This is a genomic window from Nisaea sp., from assembly GCF_039990255.1.
In the GTDB taxonomy this organism is placed as follows: domain Bacteria; phylum Pseudomonadota; class Alphaproteobacteria; order Thalassobaculales; family Thalassobaculaceae; genus Nisaea.
Genome location: NZ_JBDXGG010000004.1, coordinates 136,701 through 161,981 on the forward strand (window position 1 = coordinate 136,701; position 25,281 = coordinate 161,981).

At 59.3% G+C, this 25,281-nt stretch carries 29 protein-coding genes and 1 tRNA gene; 17 read left to right on the forward strand and 13 right to left on the reverse strand.

The genetic code is table 11. From position 1 onward, the window contains the following. The first annotated feature begins 165 nt into the window (after positions 1 to 165). Entirely contained in the window at positions 166 to 1,233 is a 1,068-nt protein-coding gene (locus ABJ076_RS01220; RefSeq protein ID WP_348191460.1) for a hypothetical protein, read from the forward strand. A 167-nt stretch (positions 1,234 to 1,400) separates the two neighbouring features. Further along, positions 1,401 to 1,476: transfer RNA gene (locus ABJ076_RS01225), tRNA-Thr, on the forward strand. Positions 1,477 to 1,501: 25 nt separating this feature from the next. Here ABJ076_RS01225 and ABJ076_RS01230 read toward each other — a convergent pair. After that, entirely contained in the window at positions 1,502 to 2,344 is an 843-nt protein-coding gene (locus ABJ076_RS01230) for a hypothetical protein (protein ID WP_348191457.1), read from the reverse strand. 199 nt (positions 2,345 to 2,543) lie between these two features. Here ABJ076_RS01230 and ABJ076_RS01235 point away from each other — a divergent pair, with 199 nt between their 5' ends. Together ABJ076_RS01235 and ABJ076_RS01240 are read left to right on the forward strand one after the other, a co-directional pair. After that, the gene (locus ABJ076_RS01235) at positions 2,544 to 2,900 is read left to right on the forward strand and encodes a hypothetical protein (protein ID WP_348191455.1); all 357 of its coding nucleotides are present in this window, start codon (positions 2,544 to 2,546) and stop codon (positions 2,898 to 2,900) included. 4 nt (positions 2,901 to 2,904) lie between these two features. Then, positions 2,905 to 3,402: a hypothetical protein gene (locus ABJ076_RS01240; protein WP_348191452.1), complete on the forward strand. Its 498-nt coding sequence runs from the start codon at positions 2,905 to 2,907 to the stop codon at positions 3,400 to 3,402. A gap of 30 nt (positions 3,403 to 3,432) precedes the next feature. Here ABJ076_RS01240 and ABJ076_RS01245 read toward each other — a convergent pair whose 3' ends face one another. Both ABJ076_RS01245 and ABJ076_RS01250 read right to left on the reverse strand, forming a co-directional pair. Next, positions 3,433 to 3,873, reverse strand: coding sequence for a hypothetical protein (locus ABJ076_RS01245; RefSeq protein WP_348191449.1), 441 nt, complete (start codon positions 3,871 to 3,873; stop codon positions 3,433 to 3,435). Positions 3,874 to 4,038: 165 nt separating this feature from the next. Further along, entirely contained in the window at positions 4,039 to 4,761 is a 723-nt protein-coding gene (locus ABJ076_RS01250; protein WP_348198236.1) for a Bax inhibitor-1/YccA family protein, read from the reverse strand. Between the two features lie 174 nt (positions 4,762 to 4,935). Between ABJ076_RS01250 and ABJ076_RS01255 the strand changes: the two genes are divergently transcribed. Next, positions 4,936 to 5,307, forward strand: a complete 372-nt coding sequence (locus tag ABJ076_RS01255; protein ID WP_348191444.1) for a hypothetical protein — start codon at positions 4,936 to 4,938, stop codon at positions 5,305 to 5,307. Then, positions 5,304 to 5,945 (forward strand): SIS domain-containing protein, encoded by a 642-nt coding sequence (locus ABJ076_RS01260; RefSeq protein WP_348191441.1) that lies wholly within the window; start codon positions 5,304 to 5,306, stop codon positions 5,943 to 5,945. Before ABJ076_RS01255 ends, ABJ076_RS01260 begins: the two co-directional genes overlap by 4 nt. Before the next feature lie 5 nt (positions 5,946 to 5,950). On the opposite strand, the gene ABJ076_RS01265 is transcribed toward ABJ076_RS01260, so the two are convergent. Next, positions 5,951 to 6,346 carry a VOC family protein gene (locus ABJ076_RS01265; protein WP_348191438.1) on the reverse strand — a complete coding sequence of 132 codons (396 nt, stop codon included), beginning with the start codon at positions 6,344 to 6,346 and terminating at the stop codon, positions 5,951 to 5,953. A gap of 163 nt (positions 6,347 to 6,509) precedes the next feature. Between ABJ076_RS01265 and ABJ076_RS01270 the strand changes: the two genes are divergently transcribed. After that, complete coding sequence (locus ABJ076_RS01270) at positions 6,510 to 6,962, forward strand: hypothetical protein (protein WP_348191435.1); 453 nt, start codon at positions 6,510 to 6,512, stop codon at positions 6,960 to 6,962. A 193-nt stretch (positions 6,963 to 7,155) separates the two neighbouring features. Beyond that, a complete protein-coding gene (locus ABJ076_RS01275) occupies positions 7,156 to 8,100 on the forward strand; it encodes a hypothetical protein (RefSeq protein ID WP_348191433.1) in 945 nt (314 codons plus the stop codon). Between the two features lie 15 nt (positions 8,101 to 8,115). Here the strand turns inward: ABJ076_RS01275 and queC are convergent, their stop codons facing one another. Continuing rightward, positions 8,116 to 8,811, reverse strand: coding sequence for a 7-cyano-7-deazaguanine synthase QueC (gene queC / locus ABJ076_RS01280; protein WP_348191430.1), 696 nt, complete (start codon positions 8,809 to 8,811; stop codon positions 8,116 to 8,118). A gap of 422 nt (positions 8,812 to 9,233) precedes the next feature. On the opposite strand from queC, the gene ABJ076_RS01285 reads away from it, so the two are divergent. Further along, entirely contained in the window at positions 9,234 to 10,049 is an 816-nt protein-coding gene (locus ABJ076_RS01285) for a hypothetical protein (protein ID WP_348191427.1), read from the forward strand. A gap of 278 nt (positions 10,050 to 10,327) precedes the next feature. On the opposite strand, the gene rlmN is transcribed toward ABJ076_RS01285, so the two are convergent. After that, the gene (gene rlmN, locus ABJ076_RS01290) at positions 10,328 to 11,497 is read right to left on the reverse strand and encodes a 23S rRNA (adenine(2503)-C(2))-methyltransferase RlmN (RefSeq protein WP_348191424.1); all 1,170 of its coding nucleotides are present in this window, start codon (positions 11,495 to 11,497) and stop codon (positions 10,328 to 10,330) included. A gap of 111 nt (positions 11,498 to 11,608) precedes the next feature. Here rlmN and ABJ076_RS01295 point away from each other — a divergent pair, with 111 nt between their 5' ends. Then, positions 11,609 to 12,679: an FAD-dependent oxidoreductase gene (locus ABJ076_RS01295; protein ID WP_348191421.1), complete on the forward strand. Its 1,071-nt coding sequence runs from the start codon at positions 11,609 to 11,611 to the stop codon at positions 12,677 to 12,679. A 13-nt stretch (positions 12,680 to 12,692) separates the two neighbouring features. Here the strand turns inward: ABJ076_RS01295 and ABJ076_RS01300 are convergent, their stop codons facing one another. Next, positions 12,693 to 13,271 carry an invasion associated locus B family protein gene (locus tag ABJ076_RS01300; RefSeq protein ID WP_348191418.1) on the reverse strand — a complete coding sequence of 193 codons (579 nt, stop codon included), beginning with the start codon at positions 13,269 to 13,271 and terminating at the stop codon, positions 12,693 to 12,695. 227 nt (positions 13,272 to 13,498) lie between these two features. On the opposite strand from ABJ076_RS01300, the gene ABJ076_RS01305 reads away from it, so the two are divergent. Next, positions 13,499 to 14,038, forward strand: coding sequence for a sigma-70 family RNA polymerase sigma factor (locus ABJ076_RS01305; protein ID WP_348191415.1), 540 nt, complete (start codon positions 13,499 to 13,501; stop codon positions 14,036 to 14,038). A 2-nt stretch (positions 14,039 to 14,040) separates the two neighbouring features. Beyond that, positions 14,041 to 14,730, forward strand: a complete 690-nt coding sequence (locus tag ABJ076_RS01310; RefSeq protein ID WP_348191412.1) for a ChrR family anti-sigma-E factor — start codon at positions 14,041 to 14,043, stop codon at positions 14,728 to 14,730. On the opposite strand, the gene ABJ076_RS01315 is transcribed toward ABJ076_RS01310, so the two are convergent. Further along, positions 14,727 to 15,308, reverse strand: a complete 582-nt coding sequence (locus ABJ076_RS01315; protein WP_348191409.1) for an RNA methyltransferase — start codon at positions 15,306 to 15,308, stop codon at positions 14,727 to 14,729. The genes ABJ076_RS01310 and ABJ076_RS01315 overlap by 4 nt on opposite strands. 104 nt (positions 15,309 to 15,412) lie before the next feature. On the opposite strand from ABJ076_RS01315, the gene ABJ076_RS01320 reads away from it, so the two are divergent. Beyond that, positions 15,413 to 16,474: an asparaginase gene (locus tag ABJ076_RS01320; protein ID WP_348191406.1), complete on the forward strand. Its 1,062-nt coding sequence runs from the start codon at positions 15,413 to 15,415 to the stop codon at positions 16,472 to 16,474. Between the two features lie 188 nt (positions 16,475 to 16,662). Next, positions 16,663 to 18,447, forward strand: a complete 1,785-nt coding sequence (aspS, locus tag ABJ076_RS01325) for an aspartate--tRNA ligase (RefSeq protein WP_348191403.1) — start codon at positions 16,663 to 16,665, stop codon at positions 18,445 to 18,447. A 72-nt stretch (positions 18,448 to 18,519) separates the two neighbouring features. Here aspS and ABJ076_RS01330 read toward each other — a convergent pair whose 3' ends face one another. Genes ABJ076_RS01330 through rfbC form a run of 5 tightly spaced genes read right to left on the reverse strand, consistent with a single transcriptional unit; the run spans position 18,520 to position 23,087 of the window. After that, positions 18,520 to 19,641 (reverse strand): M23 family metallopeptidase, encoded by a 1,122-nt coding sequence (locus tag ABJ076_RS01330; protein ID WP_348191401.1) that lies wholly within the window; start codon positions 19,639 to 19,641, stop codon positions 18,520 to 18,522. Positions 19,642 to 19,665: 24 nt separating this feature from the next. Further along, on the reverse strand, positions 19,666 to 20,532 hold the full coding sequence (rfbA, locus tag ABJ076_RS01335; protein WP_348191399.1) for a glucose-1-phosphate thymidylyltransferase RfbA: 867 nt from the start codon (positions 20,530 to 20,532) through the stop codon (positions 19,666 to 19,668). 23 nt (positions 20,533 to 20,555) lie between these two features. Further along, positions 20,556 to 21,434, reverse strand: coding sequence for a dTDP-4-dehydrorhamnose reductase (rfbD, locus tag ABJ076_RS01340; RefSeq protein WP_348191396.1), 879 nt, complete (start codon positions 21,432 to 21,434; stop codon positions 20,556 to 20,558). Between the two features lie 5 nt (positions 21,435 to 21,439). Continuing rightward, positions 21,440 to 22,513, reverse strand: coding sequence for a dTDP-glucose 4,6-dehydratase (gene rfbB / locus ABJ076_RS01345; RefSeq protein ID WP_348191394.1), 1,074 nt, complete (start codon positions 22,511 to 22,513; stop codon positions 21,440 to 21,442). Between the two features lie 13 nt (positions 22,514 to 22,526). Further along, positions 22,527 to 23,087 (reverse strand): dTDP-4-dehydrorhamnose 3,5-epimerase, encoded by a 561-nt coding sequence (gene rfbC, locus ABJ076_RS01350; protein WP_348191391.1) that lies wholly within the window; start codon positions 23,085 to 23,087, stop codon positions 22,527 to 22,529. 167 nt (positions 23,088 to 23,254) lie between these two features. Here rfbC and ABJ076_RS01355 point away from each other — a divergent pair, with 167 nt between their 5' ends. The 3 genes from ABJ076_RS01355 to ABJ076_RS01365 all read left to right on the forward strand — a co-directional run bounded on the left by ABJ076_RS01355 (position 23,255) and on the right by ABJ076_RS01365 (position 25,250). After that, positions 23,255 to 24,106: a glycosyltransferase family 2 protein gene (locus ABJ076_RS01355; protein ID WP_348191388.1), complete on the forward strand. Its 852-nt coding sequence runs from the start codon at positions 23,255 to 23,257 to the stop codon at positions 24,104 to 24,106. Beyond that, entirely contained in the window at positions 24,106 to 24,534 is a 429-nt protein-coding gene (locus tag ABJ076_RS01360; protein ID WP_348191385.1) for a YqaA family protein, read from the forward strand. Before ABJ076_RS01355 ends, ABJ076_RS01360 begins: the two co-directional genes overlap by 1 nt. Positions 24,535 to 24,719: 185 nt before the next feature. Further along, on the forward strand, positions 24,720 to 25,250 hold the full coding sequence (locus ABJ076_RS01365) for a DUF4347 domain-containing protein (RefSeq protein ID WP_348191382.1): 531 nt from the start codon (positions 24,720 to 24,722) through the stop codon (positions 25,248 to 25,250). Positions 25,251 to 25,281: the final 31 nt, after the last annotated feature.

Consider the following 25,281-nt stretch of genomic DNA (forward strand, 5'->3'; position numbering starts at 1 on the left):
ATACCTCGCACTGACAGAAATCTCTTGCCCGCCGCTAGGCAATTCCGACCCTATTCAACGAATGAGTATACGCCGCAGTTTCAGTTTCCATCTCGCCTCTGCACGGTAAGTGCTTGGAGTCGTAAAGAGTCCTCCAGCAGGCACCAAAATTGCTCATACGGTGGCATGGCATTTTCCCTTTCAGAGGTTGGCGCCACCGAACCCGGTCCCGTCGGCTCGCACATCGACACTGCTGATATGGACAGCCTGTACCGGCTGCCGCTCGGTTTGCTTCCGCTCAAGACCCTGGCTCTGAAACGCCATTCCTTGATCAAGAACGCACAGCTTCACGCTGTTGTGGAACTGTTCAAAGACAGCGGCTCCGGCAGCGGGCAGATCAAGCCGGACCACCTGCCCAACCATTTCAATTCCCAAGCCCCTGAATTGATAAGCGACGTTGCGATCCTGAAGCGCCTGGCGGCGATCGGCAGCTACGATGTCTACACCCTGCGCGTGGCATTGCGGGAGTTGGATATAGGGTTCGAGAACTATGATGCTCTCCGGCTCTCACCGGAGAAATACCGTGAGCTGACCCAGTTCATGAAGCACTATACAAGGCCGATTGTTCGCCGGCTTTTTGCAAGGGACGGCGCCGCGCTTGGCAGTTACGGAAACCTCGTCGAATACCTGCGCAATCCGGATCGGGATACTGTTCTCTGCGAGCTGGAGAAACTTGCGGCCGATCTTGAAACCGATGTCTCCGCGATCCCTCGCTTTCTCGAGAATTACGGCGACACCTTCCTCGGGTTCTCTTATTTCCGAAGCTGTCTGACCGAGTCGGAAAAACGCATCAAACATTTCCGACCCTGGGTTGAGGAATTCCTCAGCTCACCGATCGCTCAAGACAGCCCATCACTGAAGAGCAGGACGACGCAGGCCATGCGAGCGCTATACGGGATCGTCGCGTCGGTTAAACAGCGGTTCGACCATTTCGATCAGAGTTCCAGCCATTTCTGGGAAGACCCGACAGCTGAGTCCTTCCATACGCTTCGTGCACAGATCGTGGAGCAGCATGGAGCCACCGGCAGCGTTTTATGCGGGCTTGTCGTCAAGCTAAACCTCTGGGAAGAGCGATTCACATCGCACGGCGGCAGCTCCCAACGGCGACTTGAATTTCTTGAATCAGAAATTTTCCCTGGACTGAATGCTCTTGCCGCAACGGAAAAACGCACGGCGAATCGTTACCAGAACTGAACGGCCGACCCGTCAATACAAACGACCGAGGCAATAGCAGGAGTGTACAGGGCGCTTCGGCGCGTTGGAGCAGAACCGCCACCGTGACCCGCAGGCCCGGCACGCACCGATTTTCCCCTTGCACCAACAGCCGTGAAGGCTTAAGTAGCCGTTCCCGCGCGAGATATGCCGCAGTAGCTCAGGTGGTAGAGCACGTCATTCGTAATGATGGGGTCGGGGGTTCGAGTCCCTCCTGCGGCACCACTCCCTCACAGTGAAGCGCTCCTGATCAGGAGCTTGGAATCAGTACCTTGGGGGGCTGCGGAAGATTTCTTTTCTGTGGAGAGATTGGCCTCTGTGCCGACGGAATCGGCATAATCACGGCGTATTCTCCTTCGTCCCGAATCTGATCCTGCGCTTTCGCCAACCAGTTCTGATCACGCCCGGCCCCAACCATCAGACGAATGAACAGCCCGGCAACAGTATCGACCTCAACAAAGAGCGGGCTCTCAGCGGCGAGCAGTTCCGGGAATTCCGTTCGCAACAACTCCCATCCGGCCAGCGCGGCCTCTTGGGTTCGATAGGAGGCCAGATGCAGCCCGCTACCACCGTTCTGTTCCGGCCAGTTCAGCTCGCTCGTTCGCAATTCCAAGCGCTCGAATCGGGCATTCGCCCGTGCGTCAGCCGTTTCCTGATCCGCATTCAGTTTGCTGACCGCCCTGAGGGCTGCGTCGACATCCGCCCTGATATCGGACAGCTGTTCCAAATCCAATGACCCTGCCTGCGCAGGCGCACGCGTTGTCTGCGTTCCGCCAGGAATATTAGCGCCAAGCTCGATCCGCTTCTCAACTTTGCGAGCGACAATATTGAGGTCGGTCTTCAAACGGCCGAGCGTGTTTTCCATCTCCGAAAGACGGGCATCGTCGGTATTCGCTGCAGCCACGGTTTCGGAAACTCTCTCGTCAATATAGAGCCGTCGGCGTGGGCCACGCACCGTTTCAACGCGGTCAAGTTCATCCCTCACATAGGCGCGCACCCGCAGCTCCTCGCTGCCGCTTCCAAAGAGGTCGCCGAGACCGCATCCGCCAAGCGCCAGCAAGAGCGTTACGGCACAAATATGGGTAAATTTCATCGGGTTCCTCAACGGACCTACAATATCTTGTAGAATCATAGCAGAGTCACGGCGTCATGAGAATCCCATGTCTGACAGACTGTTTCTCGCGTCTTCCGCCTGTCATTTCTCGCGGGCCACTATCTGCCATGGCTTGGCAGCATTGCCGACACAGGCAATCCGTCATTAAGCTGCCCCAAAAATTCAAGGATTGTGCCTTATGACTAAATACACACCCGGCCCGTGGCGAATGAACACGAGTGGTGAGCTCTGGTCCTATGCCCGCGGCAATTCGCCTGCACAAATAGGCACCATGAGCTGGGCCGGCGATCCACTGGAACGACAGGGTAACGCCCAGATGATCGCCGCGGCGGCCGACCTTTGCGAGTGCCTCGATGAAGTGATGCTGCTGATCTCCCAGCCGGAAGTCGCAAGCACTATTCTCGGCACAGACAGACTGAAGACGCGGGCCAAACTGATCCTGGGGAACGCCCGCACGGTGCTGGCCGAAGCAACCGGTCGCGACCTGCCGGAATGGCCGGGACGCGACGACACCGACACCCGCCTCGACGGGTGATCCCATGGATCTGAGTGCGTTCGTTACAATCATCGCCGACAGCGATGTAGTCGACTGGCTACCGATTCTGCGCCCGACCCTGCGCCATCGCTTCATACCCCGGACCAATGCGAAGGGCGAAGAGACCGGACTGGCCGCGGATCAGCACAGCCTACATCTGACCTTCCTGAAGGATATCCGCATCACGATGGCCTACGGCATGGTCGAGAATGCTCACTATCAGGTGCCCTCCCCTAACCGGTTCGCCAGCGAGAATGCACGCACACTTCTGCTCGACTGCTTCTGGGAAGGCCGTCTGACTTTTCGCGAGACCATTGTGAATATTGGACGGAACCGGTGTCTGCTGCCGCTGCCCAAGGACTGGACGGAAACCGGCATGGAAATTCCGGCTCTTCGCTATGGGCTGGCAAGACTGATCCACGAGCTTGCGGGACCGCCGACCATTTTCGATGAGTATTTCAGCATGTCCGGCATGCAGCGGGTCAACCGCCGTTGGCCCTGATGGAGCGGGTGGGCGGCTCGTGAAACGGGCTCAGAACAGCTTCTGGAAATTTCCACCCGCATAATGCAGCAGATAGATCGTACCAAGCCCTCCAGCGAGGATGAGAACCAGCAAAAGCGTGACCTTGGCGGCCATCGCATAATCGCCCTTCGTGTTCTTCCCCTTCGCTCCGCGCGCTTGTGCTGACGCAGACCGCGCCGGTGCCGCCGCAGCGGCCGCCGGCTGTTCTGCTGCTGGCGGCGGCGTCTTGTCTCGCCCCACCTTCGAGGTGGTATCGAAAACCACGATTTCCTTACCGCTCCCGGTCACCTCATCGAAGGTGTCCTTGATGACCTTGACGGCATTGAACTGTTTCTCGCCGTGCAGCGACTTCGCGACATCAATGGCGGTATCTCTATCCGGATAGGTCGAATCAACTGCCCAGCTCCCGCCTTTAAGCGTGTGCACCTCGTAAAGGGTCTGAACCGCCATCGCCACCAAGTCCCAACTAAAAAAACAACCTAACCGGACATCCGGCATTGCCGTGTATATATAAGTTAAACTTTATGACCGGTTAACAGCCATCTGAAAAAAGCCATAAAATAAAAAAGGTCGCGCCGGAGAACCGGCGCGACCCCTCAATTGAAACCCGTCAGACTATTCGCGGTTGCCGAACAGCTGCAGCATGAAAATGAACATGTTGATGAAGTCGAGATAGAGCTGCAAAGCGCCCATGATCGACTTCTTGGTCGCGACCTCGTGGCCATCGGACTCCACATACATGTTCTTGATGTTCTGGGTGTCGTAAGCAGTCAGGCCAGCAAAAACCAGCACCCCGCCAACAGAGATGATGAACTGCATCATGGTCGACGCCAGGAAGATGTTAACAACGCTGGCGATCAGAATGCCGATCAGGCCCATGAACAGGAAGGTGCCCATGCCGCTGAGGTTTTTCTTCGTCGTGTACCCATAGAGGCTGAGACCGGCAAAGGCAGCAGCGGTGATGAAGAACACCCGCGCGATACTCTCCCCCGTGAAGACGAAGAAGATGCTGGCGAGCGACAATCCCATCGCTCCGGCATAGATGTAGAAAGTGGTGCGTGCTGCCGACGCTGACATCGACTGAACACGCGCGGCGAGGAAGAACACCATGCCAAGCGGGGCGAGCATAATCACCCATTTCAGCGGCGAGGCGAAGATCAGCTGCGCAAAGGCCGGCGAGCTCATCGCCAGCAGCTTGGTGCCGATGGCAAAGAAACCGGTCAGCGCCAGGCCGATGGTCATGTGGTTGTAAACGCCGAGCATGTAGCTGCGCAGGCCGACGTCGATTTGTGCGGCCTCCGCCTCGGCAGCAGTCATGTGTTTGCGATCCAAGTTCATGTCTCACTCCCAATGAGCCGAAGGTCAAAAAAACAATTCAGTGAAGAAATAGTGAAGGACGCCGGGCATTTCAACTGAAACCGGACGGGAAATCGCAAGACTTGCACCTCTTCGCGGAATAGCCCAAATGAAATGACGTAAAAGCCTTATGATATTTTGAATGAAAGCGCAGCCATGGTCGATCTCGGAGAGCTCAAACCACTCTTTCGCGGCAACAACGAGGCCGAGTATGAGCTGGACCTGCGCGGTCTCGACATGCCTCACTCCGTCGCCTCGACCGAGCGCATGCTGGAACGCAACAGGTTCCGCACATCGCGCTCCGTCCGCATCCTGATAGACGCCCCCGACGGCGAAGGCGGCACCAGCCATTTCCAACCCATCGGACGATTGCTGCTCGACGCGCGGAAAGAGGGTATCCTCGAGCAGATGTCGACCCTGCCTCCGGATGACGGTCTTGGCTTCCACATTGTGACGACCGGCAAGCCGGACGCGGAGGAAGAAGACAACCTGGGTGGCGAAACGGAACCGGAGGGAGAAGACGTTTGAGTAGTCTGGCGGACCGCACGGCGCACTATTTCGAGACCCTGGCCCGCCTTACCCGCGATGCCGACGTGAGTGACCATGCGGGGCACCGGAAAACACTCAGCGACGGCTTCGACGACTTCCTCACACGTGGCCGGGCCGCCCACGATGCCGACAAGAAGATGATCTTCATCGGCAACGGCGCCAGTGCGTCAATGGCCTCACATTACGCCCTCGATTTCGTCAAGAACGGCGGCATCCGCTCCCTTGCCATCACAGATCACGCCATGCTGACAGCGCTCACCAACGATATCGGTGGCGACACGATCTTTGCCGAGCAGGTTGGTTTCTATGCCCAGCCAGGCGACATCCTCGTCGCCATCAGCAGCAGCGGCTCCTCGCCTAACGTCCTGAAAGCCGTAGAGCGGGCGCGGGATATGGGATGCTCAATTGTCACTTTCTCCGGCTTTGCCCCGGACAACCCGCTCCGGTCATCCGGCGATCTCAACTTCCATGTCGCCGGTGACGAATACGGCCTCGTCGAAACCGCCCACGCCGCGTTGATTCACGCCATCATCGACCTGTCGCTCGGCTGGGGCACGGCGGAAGATCGCAACCCGGGCGCTCTGAAACGTCGCCGGGCGGCGGATGCCGGAGAGTAAGGGCCCTAGCGGTAACGGCCGTGCCGTTCCAGCACCTCAATCTTGTAGCCGTCCGGGTCTTGCACGAAGAAGAACCGAGCCATCAGCGTGCCGTCGCGATGGAATTCCTTGATATCGGCCGGATTGAGGCCCTCCTCGGAAAACCGCCTGTGTTCCGCCGCCGCGTCATCGACGCAGAAAGCGATATGCCCGTATCCGTCCCCATGGCTATAGGGTTCCGTCCGGCCCTTGTTCAGGGTCAGCTCGACCTCAAAATCCGCCTCTTCGTTCCGGAGGTAGACCAGAGTGAAATCCTCGAAGTCGAAATGATCGGCCACGTCGAGTCCGAAAGCTGTCTGGTAGAAGGCAATGGACCGGTCCAGTTCGAGCACCCGAACCATGGTATGCAGCACTTTAGCCATTTGTCTTTTTCCTCATCTCGAAAACATCGGAATAACCAGCGGAACAGGCCGAGCTGTAAAACAGCGGCACATCCCTGTGAAGCCCGGCCGCAGGCGCTTGTCTCAACCGGGCAGGAGCCCGTATTCGAAACCTCTCCGCCCGTTCGCGAAGGATATCCACTCCATGCAGACCGTCGCCGTTCCAAAAGTAGCCCTTACCTGGTCTTTGTTTCTCCTGCGGCTCGGAGTCGGACTCGTGCTCGGCATGTGGGTGCTGAACAAGTTCGTCAATCCGGTCGGCACATCCGGTATGATGCAGCATTTTTACGGAACGCCGGATATAGGCCAAGGCGTCTCCTACGCACTCGGCGCAGTGCAGGGCTTCATTGTCCTGGCCTTCCTGATCGGCTCCCGGAAACGCGTTGCGACCGCTTTGGTCTTTCTGATGCACCTCGGCTCCACCCTCACCCCGATCGCGAACTATCTTGATCCCTGGACAGCACCGAACCTGCTGTTCTATGCCGCCTGGCCGATGCTGGCAGCGATCGCGGCGCTGTACCTGCTGCGGGACTACGACACGCTGTTCTCGATGGAGGCCGCACCGGAAGCTGAAGCAGCGCCGGACAGCATTTCTTGACGCAGGCACCAACCCCGACAGAGGGATCCGCGAAAATATCCTGAATTTTTTTCCGTAAATCCGCCTGCCACCCGATCAGACGGCATGCATCTTGCTTTTGGTTAATGACATCGGCGAACAGCCCGCGATGGCTGCCGCGCGTCCTTGAGACCCGTTCGGAAAAATCAATCCGGCCAGCATAGCAGAGGCAGACATGATCACCGCTCTAGGCAATTATTCTGAAAACGTTCTGACCCGGCTCTTTGCAACCTCCAGTGCCGAAGAACCGAGCGCCAGGACCGCCGCCGACAGCAACCAGTCCCCGGGCATTAACGGTGTCATCCAGGACGTAATCGAGATCTCCCCCGAGGCGCAAAGCCTGCTAGAGGCGGAACAGGCCAAGGACACCGCGCTTGAAGAGCGCCTCAGCTATCTCGAGCAGTTCCGGCCGACGCGCGAGGGCTTTTCCGCCCGCAATCTGGCGCTCGGCATCGCCGACCCGAGCGCACAACCCTTCTCCCAGGAGCGTCCTTTCGAGGAAGTCGCCACCGCCGCCCGCGAGAATCTCGACGCGAAATACGCGGCGATGAAGGAAAGCGGCGAGCCCTATAACAGAAACGGCAACGAGGGCACTGATAATCACTCCCTGTTCGGCGACCTTGACCGAAGAGCCCTTTTTGCCGTCGCCAGCAATGACGGCGGCCAGTTCACGGAGGACGAGCAGTCCACCGCCCGAGACATCATGCGCGGACAGCAGGGTATGGCCATGGGCCTCTATAACGGCCCGAGCCGACTCATTGGGCAGTATACGGAAGGCTTGGGGGCGGACCCGGAACAAACCAGCAAGGCGGGCATCAACTATCTGGATCAGGTCAGCCTGGAGGAGAAAGCAACCGACATTGAATGGGCCCATCAGCGCGCCGCCGTGCAGAACAACTACGAGAATCAGGTCGAGGCACGCGGCGGCATCGCCGAGAACACCACTTCCGGCCACCCGCTGGTCGCGCTCATCCGCAGCGCGTTCGACTGGGGCATGGTGCAAAGGGGTAATATTGAGGATGCGGACGATCTCAGAAGGCAGGAATGGTTCGCACCTTTCGCCGACCGCCTCGACCAGACGATTGCCGAAACGCGAGAGCTGTATGGCGTCGAGGTCTGATTTTAACCCAGCTCGTCACACCGCCACATAGCGCTCCCAGCCCGACTTGCGCAATTCGCAGGCCGGGCAATCGTCGCAGCCATGGCCCCAGTCATGCAGCACGGTCCGGTCGCCGCGATAGCAGGTATGGCTCTCCCGCCGGATCAGCTCCACCAGCGCGGCACCGCCAAGTTCCTCCGCCATCCGCCAAGTCGCCGCCTTGTCCAGCCACATCAGCGGCGTGTGCAGCACATAGCGCTTGTCCATGCCAAGCGTCAGGGCGACCTGAAGCGCCTTGATGGTGTCGTCCCGGCAATCGGGATAGCCGGAATAATCGGTTTCGCACATCCCGGCGATGATATGCCGTGTGTCCCGGCGATACCCGACAGCGGCGGCCGTGGTCAGGAACAGCAGATTGCGGCCCGGAACGAAGGTATTCGGCAGCCCGGCCTCTGTCATCTCGATCTCTTTGTCCCGGGTCAGCGCCGTGTCGCTGATCGCGCCGAGCAGCGAGAGATCGATAAAATGATCCTCCCCGAGCTTCGCGCCCCACTCCGGAAAGCGCTCACGCAGCACCGCGAGGAAGGTCGTTCTCACCTCAAGCTCGACGGCATGGGTCTGGCCGTAATCGAAGGCAATGGTCTCGACATGATCGAACCGGTCCAGCGCCCAGGCGAGGCAGGTGGCGGAGTCCTGCCCGCCGGAGAAGAGAACCATCGCTGTTTCAGTCATGGGAATTTCGTCTTGTTGAGAGGAAGACCGGAACGCAGGGACCGCATTTCCGTCGAACCACATTGGCGCGCAAATCAGGTGATACCCCCGCGGGCAATCACTGTCCATTTGACACACAGGCCTGAGCTGCGGCTCAAGCCGTCAAATCAACCATTCACCCAATCCCACATCCGGTCGTCACCCCGGCGCAGGCCGGGGCCCAGAGGATCGTCGGACAGCGCACTTCATCCCTGGGTCCCGTCCTGCGACGGGATGACGGCGGAGAATCATTACGTGTCACCTGAACCCATCCACTGCCAACGGGGGTTTAAGTAGTGCGTCCTCGCAATTCTAAGAATTTAATAAATTCTCAACTACTAAGGGAAATTAAGTAGTGTGTCCCTGCAATTCAAATCCTAGAAACCATTGCTTGGGAGGGAAAAATGCCGCTTTCTGGAAAAACATCCGAAGAGATTGAACGTCTAGAAACACAATTTCTGGCGGCCCTACCGAAAGATGGCTCCCTTGTCTCAAACCTAAAGGTCCGTGACACAGACCTGAAGTGGGAACTCGGTCTCTACACCGCTCTGAAAAAGCGATTGAACGAACAAGGTCGTGTGCGGTTCGGTCGCGGTCGTGGCGGTATGATCGGCTTGTCCGAAAGCGTAATTCCAGAAGAGAAACCCAAGAAAGGGCAAAAACCATCAAACTCGTCACCTTATCCGGATGAGGTTTCACTGTATGACCCGATGCTGAAAGTCCTCAAGGAACGCTGGCTGCCTGATAAAATCTTCGAGTTCGCTGCTGCAGAACGAACAGATAGAGGTGGACGCCGTACTGATGGTATTTGGAGTCGCCCCGACTTAACGGTGGCCGCTATGACTACCTTTTCCCACATTCCAGGCCGTTATTTTGACGTAATTACCTTTGAGGTTAAGCACATTGAGGGGTTGAATTTGACTGCAGTCTACGAAGCTTTATCGCACCGACGGGCTGGCACGAGAGCATATGTGCTGGCATATATTCCCGACGATAAACTTGAAACGTTCCAGAGCAACACCTTGAAAGACCTGCTCGAAGAGGCGGGTCGCCATGGAGTTGGCCTAATTACCGCCGGCGACCCGGCGGATTTCGATACTTGGACGGAAGAGCTTGAAGCTGAGTTTGTCCAACCAAGCCCTGAGCGTCTCAACACATTTGTGAAAAATCAATTGAGCGAAGGCACCAGAGACCAGATAGCAAAATGGTTTAAAGCGTAACGATCTGGAATTTATAGATATTTTACTACTTTTGCCTCTAAAGAAATTTCATTCAGCGCGCCCTGAAGATATGGTGAGAAAGATTACGCGATACGGATGAATCTCGCCGAGATCATCTGTTTAGCCTTAGATTCCACTTTAGATCGAGGGATGAGTGTTTCATATCTAAAGAGCTAAAGTACTTAGTTCGCCACGTTGAATTCAACGCCGCTCGGCAATCTCAATACTTGGCCTCAACGTAAATAAACTCTCTGTCCTGAGTCGCACTTCGAGATTATCTACCCAGCACTCGCAGCCGCAATTGCCGCGATCCGGTCTTTCTTCCGCAGCCGCTCGCTCGCGGACTTCAGCTGTCCGCAGGCCGCCAGAATGTCTCGCCCGCGCGGGGTCCGCACCGGGGAGGCATAGCCCGCCTTCAGAACCACCTGAGCGAATTTCTCGATGGTCTCGTCGTCGGAACATTCATATTCAACGCCGGGCCACGGATTGAAAGGGATCAGATTGATCTTGGCCGGAATGTCCTCGATCAGCTTCACCAGCGCGCGCGCGTCATCCAGGCTGTCGTTCACGCCTTTCAGCATGACGTATTCGAAGGTGATGCGGCGGGCATTGTTGACGCCGGGATAGGTCCGGCAGGCCTCGATCAGATCCTTGATCGGGTATTTCTTGTTGATCGGCACCAGCTTGTTGCGGATCTCGTCGGTCACCGCGTGCAGGGAGACCGCGAGGTTCACGCCGATTTCGGCGCCGCAGCGCTCCATCTCGGGAACGATGCCGGAGGTCGACAGGGTGATGCGGCGCTTGGACAGGCCGAGGCCCTCGCCATCCATGGCGATCATCATGGCGCGCTTCACATTGTCGAAATTATACAGCGGCTCACCCATGCCCATCAGCACGATGTTGGTCAGCTTGCGGTCGCTCTGAGCCGTCGGAAAACCGCCGAGCCGGTCGAGCGCGACCAGTATCTGGGCCACCATTTCGCCGGATGTCAGGTTACGGACAAGGCGCTGGGTACCGGTATGACAGAAGGAGCAGGTCAGCGTGCAGCCGACCTGGGAGGAGATGCAGAGTGTGCCCCGGTCGTCGTCCGGGATAAACACGGCCTCGGCCTCGTTCCCGTCGTCGAATTTCAGCAGCCACTTCGCGGTGCCGTCCTCGCTCCACTGCTCGCGGGTGATCTCGGGGCGGCCGATCTTGTAGTGGGTGGCCAGCTCTTCACGCAGAGGCTTTGCCAGCGTCGTCATCTCGGCAAAATCTGTCACACCCTTGTGGTAGATCCAGTGCCAGATCTGACCCGCACGGAATTTCGGCAGGCCGCGCGTCTTCAGCTCTTCTATGAGCTGCTCGCGATCAAGGCCCACCAGATCCTTGACGGCAAGGTCTGTGGCGAGATCGGTCATCGCCGACTGGTCGGAGGCGGCGGAAGTAGATAAAGCATGTGTCGACATGGGCCGTAAAATGAGTGCACAAGCCCGCAAAGGCAAGCCGAATCGGCGGAAAGCAGCCATGCCAAACCCGCGTATCTCGTGGGCGAGAGAAGAAGTTCTGGGAGACCAGCAATGAGCGCATCGCAGAAGGTCGTCATCGCCGGTGCCGGGATCATCGGCGCCGTGGCCGCTTTCGAGCTAAGCCGCGCCGGTGCGGACGTCACGATTGTCGAGGCCCGGCCAGGCCCCGGCGAAGGGGTCTCGGCAGCCTCCTTCGGCTGGATCAACGCCATCACGTTCGATCCGGAAAACGACCCGGCGATTTATGCCCTGCGTCAGAATGCGTTCCGGGCCTGGGCGGCGCTGGAACGGGCGCTCGACTGCCCGCTCCCGGCGCATCGGCAGGGCGCACTGTTCTGGGGCGACTCGGTCGCGGAAACCATGGAGGCGCTGGAAGGGCACCGGAAGGCAGGCGGCAACTATAAGCTTCTCAATCAGGCCGAGATTGCCGCCATGCTGCCGCAGCTTGCCGTACCGCCGGAGACGGCACTGTACGCGCCGGAGGAGTTCGCGCTGGATGTTACCGCTACCACACGACTGTTGCTGAAAGCGGCGGCGGAGGCAGGCACGACATTGATCACCGGCACAGAAATCACTGCCATCGAGAGCAAGGGCGGACGTGTGACCGGCGTCAGGGCCGGAGATACCCGGCTGGAGGCTGACAACCTGATCGTCGCGGCGGGAACAGGGAGCAGCCGGATCCTCGCCCCGTTTGTTCAAGACCTCGGCGTCAAGGCCTCACCAGCCGCGCTGGTTACCGTCACTGGGAACTTTCCGCAAACAACCTGCATCACGGACAGCCCGGAGCTTGAATTCCGCGTCCCCACACCCGGCCTGCTGATATCGGCCCACAGCATGCCCAAGGGCGAAGATCCGGAAGGCACCCTCGCTCAACGCACTGTCGACCGGGCACAGCGCGTCCTGAAAGAGACGGGAGAGGTGACAGTCCAGTCCGTGCAGATTGGCCAGCGGCCATTCCCGGACGGCGGCATTCCGCTCGTCGGTCCGGTGACATCATTGCCGGGAGCCTATATTGCCGCTGCCCATCCGGGTGTGATCCTGGCGCCTGCAATCGGCGCAACGATCCGCGATCTGGTTAACGGCCGTATTGCCGGCAGCGGGCTTCAGCCTAGGGCAGTCTAAGCCCGGCCGGCGGTTACTTCCGGCATTTTCCGTCGATCAGTTTCTTGGTTGCTGTGAAACCGCGCAGGGAATAGGTGTCGGAGGTCTTGGTGCCGCGCGTAGAGACCCCGGCCACCACCATATTGCTGCCCTTGATCATCGCGTTGACGATGGAGCTGTCCGTTTTGGCATCCGGCGCCCAAGCCCGGTCCTTGTCGGTGAAGAGCGAGAATTTCCGCCCGCCGATCTCGACCTCGACCTCGCTGTCCGGCTTGTAGCTGTAACCGGTGACGATGCTGAACTCACCCTTGCTGTCCGCGTCGGGGTGATGGGTGACCAGCGCATAGATATGGCCGCGCTTGGAGTAATTGCCTTCTGCCTTGGTCGGCGTGCTGGCCATGTAACAGACCGTCTTCCCGCCACTCTCGTAGGTGTAGGCAATCCAGTCGCTATTGCGGCCGATGGTCTGAGGTTCCTGGGCCAAGGCGATTGGGGCAGAAACGATTGAAGTCGCGCCGAAAGCAACGGCGAGACCGAGCAAAAGCAAGCGGAAGTGCGTCATAGTGATAGAGCCAGCCATTCCGGTTTTCGTGTTGAGGGTTTTGGATGCCATCCCGGCGGTCAATATACAATGCAAAGAATGTGGCGGCATTGAGAAATCAGCCGGGTATCGAGAAATTTTTCCCGCCGAGTGATCCGTCGCTATGCGCTGACCGTATCTTCTCAGTCATGTTTGAGCAAGCCAGCCTGGAAACTTTGGATCACGCACTTGAGTCCGCGCCTTTCGAAACGGTACAACCGGATCGGGCAGCAAAGCGGATGGGTCGGCTCACATTGAACATGACGCATGAAGACCAGATTGAGGCCATTGCCGAGACGCACGACAAAGTGGCGTTCCGGCAGCTCTTCGAACATTTCGCTCCGCGGCTGAAATCGTACCTCTTGAGACTCGGCGCGGACCCGGCAATGGCAGAAGATGTCGCACAGGAAGCGATGGTGATGGTCTGGCGCAAGGCAGCAAGCTTTGACCGTAGGCAAGCTGGAGCCAGCACATGGATCTTCACGATTGCCCGGAACAAGCGAATCGATCGGTTGCGCCGCGAACGGCGGCCGGAGCTGGACCCGGAAGATCCCGGACTCGTTCCGGCAGCGGAACCCGCACCCGACAGGTCGCTTCAAGACACACAGGCACGCCAGCACATCGCGTCGGCCATGCGGGCCTTGCCGGACGAGCAGGCCGAACTGGTTCGCCGTGCATTTTTCGATGACGCGTCTCACAGCCGGATCGCCGAGGAAAGCGGTCTGCCGCTGGGAACTGTCAAGTCACGCATCCGTCTGGCCCTGACCCGGCTCAGACACGAGATGAAGGAATTTGAATAGTCATGGCTGAAGCAAAATCAAACACCGGCGTCATGCCCGGCGAAGACTTGCTGCTCGACTATGCAAGCGGCGCCCTGCCGGAGCCGGTATCGGTGCTGGTGGCGACCATGCTCGCCCTTCGCCCGGACCTTCGTGAAACCGTCTCCGAGATGGAGGCTGTCGGTGGCTATCTGCTGGAAGAGATTGAGCCGGCCGCATTGTCGGACGATGCGTTCGACGCCGTACTGGCCCGGATCGGGGCTTCCGGCATGCCCGGCGAGGCCACCGCGAATAACGACAATACAGCCTCTTTCGACGCCGAAACCGTAGCGATGATACCCGAGCCCCTGCGCTCCTATCTTGGCGGCCCGCTCTCCGAACTGGCCTGGCGCAAGCGCGGTCCGGGTATCGAGGAACATCGCCTACGCGTCGCGGATGATCGGTTCGAGATGTCCGTCCTCCGCCTTGGCCCCGGACGGAGTGTGCCAACGCACAGTCATGAAGGGAGCGAGCTGACACTGGTTCTCGACGGCGCCTTCAGCGACGCCGCAGGCCAGTACGCGCGCGGCGATCTCGCCGTGAATGGCGAGGAAGACCAGCATGCACCGATGGCCGATCCGGAGCTTGGCTGCGTCTGTCTCGCCATAATCGGTGGACCACTGCGCTTCAGCAATCCACTGATCCAGCTCTACGACAGGATGACCCGAGGTTAGTTCCCGCTCTCCGCTGCCTTTGCAGCCGCAGCTTGCCGTTTTCGGTTCTTCCGAACCCACAGCGGCGGACCGAAGCTCGGGACTTTTTCCGGCGGCGGTTCGGTCGGGCCTCCGGGCATCACCGGACGGCGGGCGAAATTGCCAGTGGACTGCAGCCGGTCATACATCACCAGCGCGCCTGCCAGCCCGACATTGAGCGAGAATTTGGTCGGGATCTTCACAATGTGATCGCAGCGCGCCACCATCTCCTCGGAGAGGCCGCCGCGCTCTGGACCGAGCACATAGGCGGCGATTTTCGGGTGATGGAAACTCGGCAACTCGACCGCATCGTCGGTGATCTCGATGCCAACCAGGGCGCAGCCTTTCGGCAGCAGCATGTTGCCGACTGTATCGAATTCATAGAACGGCAGGCTGCCTGCTGTACCGGACGTGTCCGTCTGCTTGAGCTCTTGAATCGAGAGCGCCGCCTCGACACTGAAGACAAAACTGGCGCCGAAAGCGTGCGCCGTTCTGTAGATCGCGCCGACATTGCGGGATTTGCTGATCCCCTCGACGCCCATTCCGAAATATCCTCGCATGGCGTCTCTGTTGCACAAACCCGTGCTCCAAGGCAAGTTGCCTTGAACGTCAATTCACCGGCCACGAGAGCCGGAACAAGCCATGACAAACCAGGAGACGCCTAATGAGCCCGGACAGCCTCGTCGCTGACGACCGTATAGCGCGCACCCACATCTCGGAAGCCGATGCGGCTCCGCTGCTCATCGAAATCACCCGTGGCGATATGGTCGAATCCGTGCATCGCGGGATCGTTTCCGTGGTCGACGCCAACGGCAAGGACGTGCTGTCCCTCGGAGATGTCGAGCGCCCGACCTATCCGCGTTCCGCGATCAAGCCGTTGCAGACCTTGCCGGTGATCGAAAGCGGCGCCGCCGACGCCTTCAATCTAAGCGAAGCGGAAATCGCGCTCTGTTGCGCGTCCCACCGCGGCGAGCCGATCCACGCGGATAAGGTCATCCCCTGGCTCGCCCGTCTCGGCCTCGGTGTCGATGATCTGGAATGCGGACCGCAACTGCCCTTCCACGAAGCATCCGCGCATGCTCTGATCAAGGCTGGCACCGAGCCGAGCCGGGCGCATAACAACTGCTCCGGCAAACATTCCGGCATGCTGACCACCGCCGTCCATCTCGGCAAGCCCACCAAGGGCTACACCGAAGCCGACCACCCTGTGCAGACGCGTCTGATCGAACTGATCGGCGAGATGGGCGAGATGGACCTCTCGCGCACGGCGCGCGGTGTTGACGGCTGCGGTATTCCTGTCTTCGGTGCGCCGTTGCGCGGCGTCGCCTATGCCATGGCCCGTCTCGCCGCGCCGGATGCGCTCGGCGCCGACCGAGCCGCTGCCTGCCGCCGGATCGTCAAAGCCTGCGCTAACAATCCGCTGATGCTCTCCGGCACCAATGCCTTCAATTCAGTGGTGCTGGCCGAAACCGGCGAGACCTGTTTGCTGAAGGGCGGGGCCGAGGGCTATTATACAGCGGCATTGCCAGAAAAAGGACTTGGCGTTGCGATCAAGATCGACGATGGCGCGGGCCGGGCGTCCGAGGCCGCCGTCCTCGCGGTGCTCATCAAGCTCGGCGTGATTGATGAGGCACAAAAAACCCGCATCCAAGCCTCTTGCTCCCCGGAAGTCCGGAACTGGGCTGGCCGTCTCGTCGGCTTCATCCGCCCGACGCCCGCGTTCTGACTTTAAGAAAACCTGCTGTGGCTCTATCTAAAGCCCCCGTCGGAAGACGCGACCCGACTCCTGGGCAGCGTCACTTTCATGGTCGTCTGGCCCCCTGCCAGCCGGTTTTCATGCATTTTTCCTTTGCGGGCCGCCCTTTCGCACGCTAGGAGATGCCGCGCGCGCAATTCCGAAAAGATTGAACACCCATGCATCGCTATCGCAGCCATACCTGTCACGATCTCCGTATTGACCATGTCGGTGAAACGGTCCGCCTCTCCGGCTGGATCCATCGTCGCCGCGACCACGGCCAGCTGGTCTTCATCGATCTGCGCGACCATTACGGTCTGACCCAGTGCGTCGTCGATATCGAGGACGAGACCTTCAAGACGGTCGAGAAGCTGCGCGTCGAGAGCGTGGTGACGATCACCGGCCGCGTGGTGAAGCGCACGGACGAGACGATCAACGACAGGCTGCCGACCGGCCATATCGAACTCCGGATCGACGAGATCGAGGTCCAGTCCATCGCAGACGTGCTGCCGCTGCAGGTCAATGCGGATGAAGATGCCGGCGAGGACACCCGCCTGCGCTACCGCTTCCTGGACCTGCGCCGTGAACGCATCCACAACAACATCATGCTGCGCAGCAAGGTAATCTCCTCGATCCGCCGGCGCATGACCGACCAGGACTTTATGGAGTTCCAGACTCCGATCCTGACTGCCTCCTCACCGGAAGGCGCACGCGATTTCCTGGTTCCGTCGCGCCAACATCCAGGCAAGTTCTACGCCCTGCCGCAGGCGCCGCAGCAGTTCAAGCAGCTGATCATGGTTTCCGGCTTCGACCGGTATTTCCAGATCGCTCCCTGCTTCCGTGACGAGGACAGCCGCGCCGACCGCTCGCCGGGCGAGTTCTACCAGCTCGATGTCGAGATGAGCTTTGTCGAGCAGGAAGACGTCTTCCAGGCCATCGAGCCGGTCATGGCGGGCGTGTTCGAAGAATTCTCCGACTGGAAGGTACCGGGCCCGTTCCCGCGCATTCCCTACAAGGAGTCGATGCTCAAATACGGTAACGACAAGCCGGATCTGCGCATTCCGTTCGAGATCTCCGACGTGACCGAGATCTTCCGGGACAGCGACTTCGCCGTCTTCGCCAAGGTCATTGCCGGCGGCGGTGTCGTCCGCGCGGTGCCGGGTCCGAAATGCGGCAGCCGGGCAATTTGCGACCGGATGAATTCCTGGGCCCAGGGCGAAGGTGCGCCAGGCATGGGCTATATCATCTTCGGTGACGGCGAGGCTCGCGGCCCGATCGCGAACCGCCTGACAGCGGAGAAGATCGCGGAGCTGAAAGCACAGACCGGCATGGGCGATGGCGATGCCATCTTCTTCTCCGCCGGCAAGGAAAGCGACGCCGCCAAGCTGGCCGGCACCGCCCGCGTGAAACTCGGCAACGATCTAGACATCGTCGAGAAAGACACCTTCCGGCTTTGCTGGATCGTCGACTATCCGATGTTCGAGCTCGACGAAGCGACCGGCAAGATCGACTTCTCGCACAACCCGTTCTCCATGCCGCAGGGCGGTCTCGAGGCACTGGAGACCCAGGAGCCGCTGGATATCCTCGCTTACCAGTATGACATCGTCTGCAACGGTATCGAGCTCAGCTCCGGCGCCATCCGGAACCATCTGCCGGAAGTCATGTACAAGGCCTTTGGCATCGCCGGTTACGAGCCGGAAGTGCTGGAAGACAAGTTCCGCGGCATGCTAAACGCCTTCAAGTACGGCGCCCCGCCTCACGGAGGCATCGCGCCGGGTATCGACCGCATCGTCATGATGCTGGCAAACGAGCCGAACATCCGCGAGGTAATCCTGTTCCCGCTGAACCAGCGGGCCGAGGACCTGATGATGGGTGCTCCTAGCGAAGCAGAGCCGCAGCATCTGAAGGAACTCAGCGTCCGTCTCGCCCTGCCGCCGAAACCGGCAGCACCGGCCGCCGAGTAAATAAACACATGCTTGGTGCCGCCGAGGCGTTCAAACGCGCACAGGCGGTACCTGGTGCGACAGACCGCAGCTCTAGTCGATCTTGAGATCGACTGTCTGAACCGCATGGTTCTTTCCGGGTCCGGACGGTCGCTCGACCTGAATCACACCGCGGTAATTCCCTTTCGGCCAACCCTGACGTGCCTTCTTTCCGATATATTTGAAGGTCCTGAGCCGGTTCTTTTCCTGGACCCAATCGGTTTCAGCCAGCACGCTTCCATCCACGCCCGTGAACCGCATCGAGATACGATCTCCCTTGCGCAAGCCATAAAGATCCGTCCAGAGAACCAGAAGCGGTGCGTCGGATGAAACCTGCAGGTCGGTAAACTTGCCGTCAGACACGCCAAGCGTCTCAGGCACCTCTCCGGCGATTCCGCTGGCCTGGATAAGGGGCGCGGAATAGCGGAATTTCCGCAGTACCGATTTTTTCCACAGCGGCGCTTTGCCGAGACCGCAAGCCCCTCTCGGGGCGTCGAGACCGACAAACGGGTCGACAATTACTCCGTCTTTCTCGAACTGAACGTGCAGATGCAGGAACTCGGTCGAGCCGGACAGCCCGACAAGGCCGAGCCGGTCGCCGCTGACCACGGTATCGCCCGCCTTCACGGCAACGCTACCGCGCTTCAAATGACAATACTGACTGACCCATCCTCCGCCATGATCGATCCGGATCCCGTTACCGCAGTCCCGCCCTTTCAGGGAGGCCTTACCAGCAATCCGGATATTCACGTCAGGCATTTCATCTCTGACACCGACGACTTTTCCGGTCGCCGCCGCCAGCACAGGCACTTCATTCCGGTTAAGCCGGAGCGGATCCGAGATGGCAAAATCAACGCCCTTATGCCCGTCCACGGTCATAACCCCGCACTGGTAGTCGCGTCGCCCCTTCGTTGGGTCGAGGTCAACATACTTCAGCGGCCAGCAATCCACGCCCGGATCGCAGGCAAGCGGCATGGAAAGAGGCAGAGGAGAAGGTTCGAGGTTTTCCAGATCCAGCGGCGCCTGTTCCGAGACTTGAGAGAGCACCGTCTCGGAAGCCATTGCCTCTGTCGGCCGCGATGCCTCGCCAGGATAAAGCAGAGCGGTCAGGAACCAGATGAAAGCGCCGCCGAGAAACATAACAAGCGCGGCATATAGTGCGATCAGTCGTCCCAAAACCAGCTCCGTTTTCCGGTGTCCCTAGCCCTTCACCAACGACCGCATATAAATACCGTAGCCACTTTTCGCCAGCGGCTCCGCCAGCTTCAGAAGCTGCTCGTCGTCGATATAGCCCATATGGTGGGCGATTTCCTCGACGCATGCAATTTTCAGTCCCTGGCGTTCTTCCACAGTGCGGACGAACTCGGACGCCTGCAGCAGCGAGTCATGGGTGCCGGTATCGAGCCAGGCATAGCCGCGCCCCATCCGTTCCACATGCAGGTCGCCCCGCTCCAGATAGACCTTGTTGACGTCTGTGATCTCAAGCTCGCCGCGCGGCGACGGCTTGATCGACTTGGCAATGTCGATCACGTCCCGGTCGTAGAAATAGAGCCCGGTTACCGCCCAGTTGGATTTCGGGTTCTCCGGCTTCTCGACGATCTCGTTGGCCTTACCGGATTCATCAAAAGAAACAACGCCGTAGCGTTCCGGATCGCGGACGTAATAACCGAACACCGTGGCTCCACTCTCGCGGTCGGCGGAGCGCTGCAGCATCTCGGTCAGGCCGTGGCCGTAATAGATGTTGTCGCCGAGTATCAGGGCGCAAGTATCGTCACCGATGAAGCTCTCGCCGATGATGAAGGCTTGCGCCAGACCGTCCGGCGAAGGCTGCACCCTGTATTCCAGCGAGATGCCCCACTGGCTGCCGTCGCCGAGAAGGCGCTGGAAGCCTTCCTGATCCTCCGGTGTGGTGATGATCAGAATATCCTTGATCCCCGCCAGCATCAGCGTGCTGAGCGGGTAATAGATCATCGGCTTGTCGTACACAGGCAGGATCTGCTTGCTGACGCTGACGGTCAGCGGATAGAGCCGTGTGCCGGACCCGCCGGCGAGGATGATCCCTTTCATCCCTCTCCCTTTCTCTCGTTTATTCAGACCTCGGCCAGAAGAACCTCAAGCACATCGTCGAGGCCGTCCTGCCAGGGCCGGCGCGGCACAGCAAAGGCCGCGAGAATCTTACTCGCATCAAGCACGGAATTGACCGGTCGTTTCGCCGGAGTCGGATAGTCGCTCGCCGGTATCGCCTCTACCTCGGGGCGGCGGCCCCAGACAGGTTGCGCCCCGGCGAAAATCGCCTCGGCAAAGCCGTGCCAGCTTGTCCGGCCTTCGGCTGTGTAATGGTAGGTGCCCCAGGCGCTCCGGTTGCCGTCAGATATTCGAGTAGCGATGGTCAGGATAGCGTCCGCAATATCAGCAGCAGATGTCGGCGCACCGAACTGATCGGCAACAACGCGGAGCTGGTCACGATCCTTGCCGACCCGCAGCATGGTCTTCACGAAATTCGCCCCATGGGCGGCATAGACCCAGGAAGTCCGCATGATGACATGCTCATCCAGTGCGCTGCGCACGGCCTGTTCGCCCGCTTCCTTGGAGGCACCATAGACGCCGAGGGGCGCCACCGGGTCGCTCTCCAGATAGGCGCCGTCCTTGCTGCCGTCGAACACGTAATCGGTCGAGATATGGATCAGCGGAATACCGGTGGCTTCCGCAGCGGCGGCGAGATTGGCCGGGCCGTCCCTATTGATGGCATAGGCCGCTTCCTCGTCCTCTTCCGCCTTGTCGACGGCCGTGTAGGCCGCCGCGTTGACGATCATAGACGGTTTGATATTGGCCACAGCCGCCTGAACGGCGGCCGCATCTGAAATGTCGAGATCCGCCCGGACAAGCCCTATCACGTCGTGGCCGTGCTGCGCTGCGCGCGCCAGCAGTTCCGTGCCAACCTGCCCACCAGCGCCAGTGACAAGGATCATTGCCACTACTCCTTGGAGCCGGTACCGAGACGCTCGCCGGCATATTTGCCGTCGAGGATCGGCTGCCACCAGTCCTTGCGGTCAAGATACCATTCCACGGTCTTGCGCATCCCGCTCTCGAAGCTCTCCGACGGCTCCCAGCCGAGTTCCGCCTTGATCTTCGAGGCGTCGATGGCATAGCGGAAATCGTGGCCCGGACGGTCGGTCACATGGGTGATCTGTTCGGCGTATTTCTTGCCGCCCTGCTGCGGTACCAGCTCGTCGAGCAAATCACAGATACCGGTCACCACGTCGATGTTCCGGCGTTCCTCGTTACCGCCGATATTGTAACTCTCGCCAGGCACGCCCCTGGAACAAACCGTCCAGAGCGCGCGGGCATGATCGTCGACAAACAGCCAATCGCGCACATTTTCACCCTTGCCGTAGACCGGTAGCGGCTCGCCCGCGAGCCCCTTGATGATCATCAGCGGGATGAGTTTTTCCGGGAAGTGATACGGGCCGTAATTGTTCGAACAGTTGGAAAGCACGGTCGGCAGGCCGTAGGTCTCCATCCAGGCCCGGACCAGATGGTCCGAGGACGCCTTGCTGGCGGAATAGGGAGAGCGCGGGTCGTAGGCGGTCTCTTCGGTGAAGAGGCCGTCATCGCCGAGCGAGCCGAACACCTCATCCGTTGAGATATGATGGAAACGGAAGCGCTTCTTCACGTCCTCGGGAGCGGCATTCCAGTAGGTCCGGGCCGCCTCCAGCATCGTGTAGGTGCCGACAATGTTGGTCTCGATGAAAGCCGCGGGGCCATCGATGGAGCGGTCGACATGGCTTTCCGCCGCCAGATGCATCACTGCGTCCGGCTTGTGCTTCTTGAAGATCCGCGCCAGCGACGGAGCGTCGCAGATATCAGCCTGCTCGAAATGATACCTGTCCGCGCCGCTGACTTCATTGAGCGAGGCAAGGTTCGCCGCGTAAGTCAGTTTGTCGAGATTGATCACCGTGACGTCTGTGTCTGCGATCAGATGACGGATGACGGCGGAGCCGATGAAGCCGGCGCCCCCGGTAACGATGACGGTCTTGACGTCGCTCATGCTCGGGGTTTCCTCAGGCTTCGTAGGTGAAGGGGCTGTCAAAGGAGGCAAAGGGCGTGTAGGCCTCGTCCTTCGCAGAGAGGATCGGCGCACCATCCAGCGGCCAGTCGATGCCGATATCCGGATCGTTCCAGGTCAAACCACCCTCACACTCGGGGGCATATTTACCGGTCACCTTGTAAAGCACCTCGGTATTTTCCTCGATGGTGCAGAAACCATGTGCGAAACCGACTGGCACCAGGATCTGGTTCCAGGCCTCGGCGCTGATCGTCCGCGCGACCCACTTGCCGTAGGTTGGCGAGCCCTTGCGGATATCGACAGCGACATCAAAAATGGCGCCCCTGATCACCCGTAACAGCTTGTCCTGCCCATGCGGCGGGGCCTGGAAATGCAGTCCCCGCAGGGTGCCTTTCGGCGCGGAAAAGGAGTGATTGTCCTGCACAAAGGCGAGGTCGAGACCGGCAGCTTCGAAAGCGCCCTGATTGTAAGTCTCAGAGAAAAATCCGCGATGATCGCCGAACTTTTTCGGCGTGATGATCTTAACGTCCGAGATCTCGGTTGGCTCGACCTGCAAGGCCCTGTCTCCCCCAGTATACGCTCGGCCTCATAAGGCCAGCGCGGCTATAACATGCGGTGCTCGAGGGCGGCAAGCCGCGCGCCCCCGGGAAGCCGTGCCGGAGCTTGTAACAAGGGCCGAAAAGATGGCACATCAGGGCTATGAAAACTCCGCGTCCAGAAACGATGCTCCCAGGTTGTGCCGTCATCGTCGTCAGCTACCATACCGGCCCGTGCCTTATGGACTGCATCCTGGCGGTTCTCGGTGAGGCGTCGGCCCACGAGGTGGTCATAGTCGACAACGGCAACCCGCCAGATGTCGTGGCGGCATTGCAAGAGATGGCAGCATCCGAGCCGCGCCTCACCCTGCTAACCGGGCACGGCAATGTCGGCTTCGGGAAAGCCTGCAATCTCGGCGCGAAGGCAACAACCAGCCCCTACGTGCTGATGCTGAACCCGGACAGTGTCCTCGGGTCCGGCAGCCTCGACGGTGCAATGTCGTTGCTCGGCACACGGCCAGACATTGCGCTCTACACAATCCGGATCGAAAACCCGGACGGCAGTGAGCAACGCGGCTGCCGACGCAATCTGATGACCCCCTGGACCTGCCTGGTAGAAGCGTTCGGCCTTTATCGGCTCGGCTTCCGGCGGATCAATCTCAACCACACACCGCCCCCGCCAGCGCTGGTCGAGGTCGAGTGCATCTCCGGCTCTTTCATGCTGTTTCCCCGCCCCGTCTTTGAGAAAATCGGCGGGATGGACGAAGAGTATTTTCTGCATATGGAAGATGTCGATACTTGCCAGCGCGTCCGAAAGGCGGGCGGCAGCATCTGGTTCGATCCGGCCTTTTCCGCGGTCCATGTTCAGGGCACCAGCGAGGTAACCAAACTCTATATCGAACGCCAGAAGACAAAAGGGGGCACACTCTATTTCTCCAAGCACTTCGGCGGTTGGGCCAACCCGCTGGTAACCTTGGTGAACATCGCTCTTTGGCTCCGGTTCAGCCTAATCGCCATTCGGCTCCGCCTGAAGCGCTGATGGAAGAACTCGGCATCTATGGCGGGCTCTTTCTTCTTTCCTTCCTGGCCGCGACCTTCCTTCCCGCGCAATCTGAACTAGGTTTGATCGGGCTGGTCCTGACAGGCGATTACTCCGTGCTATGGCTGATCATAGTAGCGTCAATCGGTAATACTCTTGGCTCTGCGGTGAACTGGCTACTGGGCCGTTTCATCGATCGGTTCAGCGACCGAAAGTGGTTTCCCATCACCCCGACCCAAATGGATCGTGCCTGCGGCTGGTATCGAAAATATGGCCAATGGAGCCTGTTACTGAGTTGGGCTCCCTTCATCGGCGATCCGCTAACGCTCGCCGCAGGGGTTCTGCGTGAACCGTTCGGGCGGTTCTTGCTGCTCGTTGCAATAGCCAAAACCGGACGCTACATCGTCGTCGCAGCTCTGATAATTTAGCCAGACTCACCACTTTCAAATTCTCGGCGGACACCATAACGCATTGAACACTCTACGAATTTTAAGGTTTTTAAAAATAAAAAACATGGTTAGCAATTGATTAAGTTTTTTAAATAAAATTTGTGTTAATTATCACATCGCATTTTAAATACGGCTGCCACTGACAGAAAGTTGGAGCCCTGATCATGAGACATGCCTTTCCCGGCGCCCCCGCTTGCGGCTTGACTTCCGCTACATTCAATACTCTGTTCTTCGTCGATCATGAGGTTCTGACTTCTGACGAAATCCTGTCCAGCCTCAAACAGGGAACTATCGTCAAACGGCTTCCCCGGACCGGCGACGCCCTAGATGCGATAGCATCATTTGTGGAGATACGGACGGCGCCGGTAGACCGTATTGTCATCCTGTCACACCGCAGCGCGGGAAGCCTCAGACTATCCGGCCGGGACATCGACAGCACGGTTCTGAGAGACGCGGGAGAAGCAATGAGCCGCATCCGCGAAATTCTCGCCCCGAGTGCGGAGATTGTGCTGATGTCCTGTGCAACTGAAGCCAACTCAGTCTGTCGTACTTTCCTGCGGACACTCGGCATTGCGACGGGCGCGACCATCAAAGCTGCGAACGCTGACATTGGCGGAATAGCCGATTGGGGTGCATTTGCGGCAGCAACCATCCTGGTCGACGAAGCAGCCTTGAAAGGCTATTGCACCGCCTAACTAGGGAATTGCAGGGCCAGGACTGACCCGC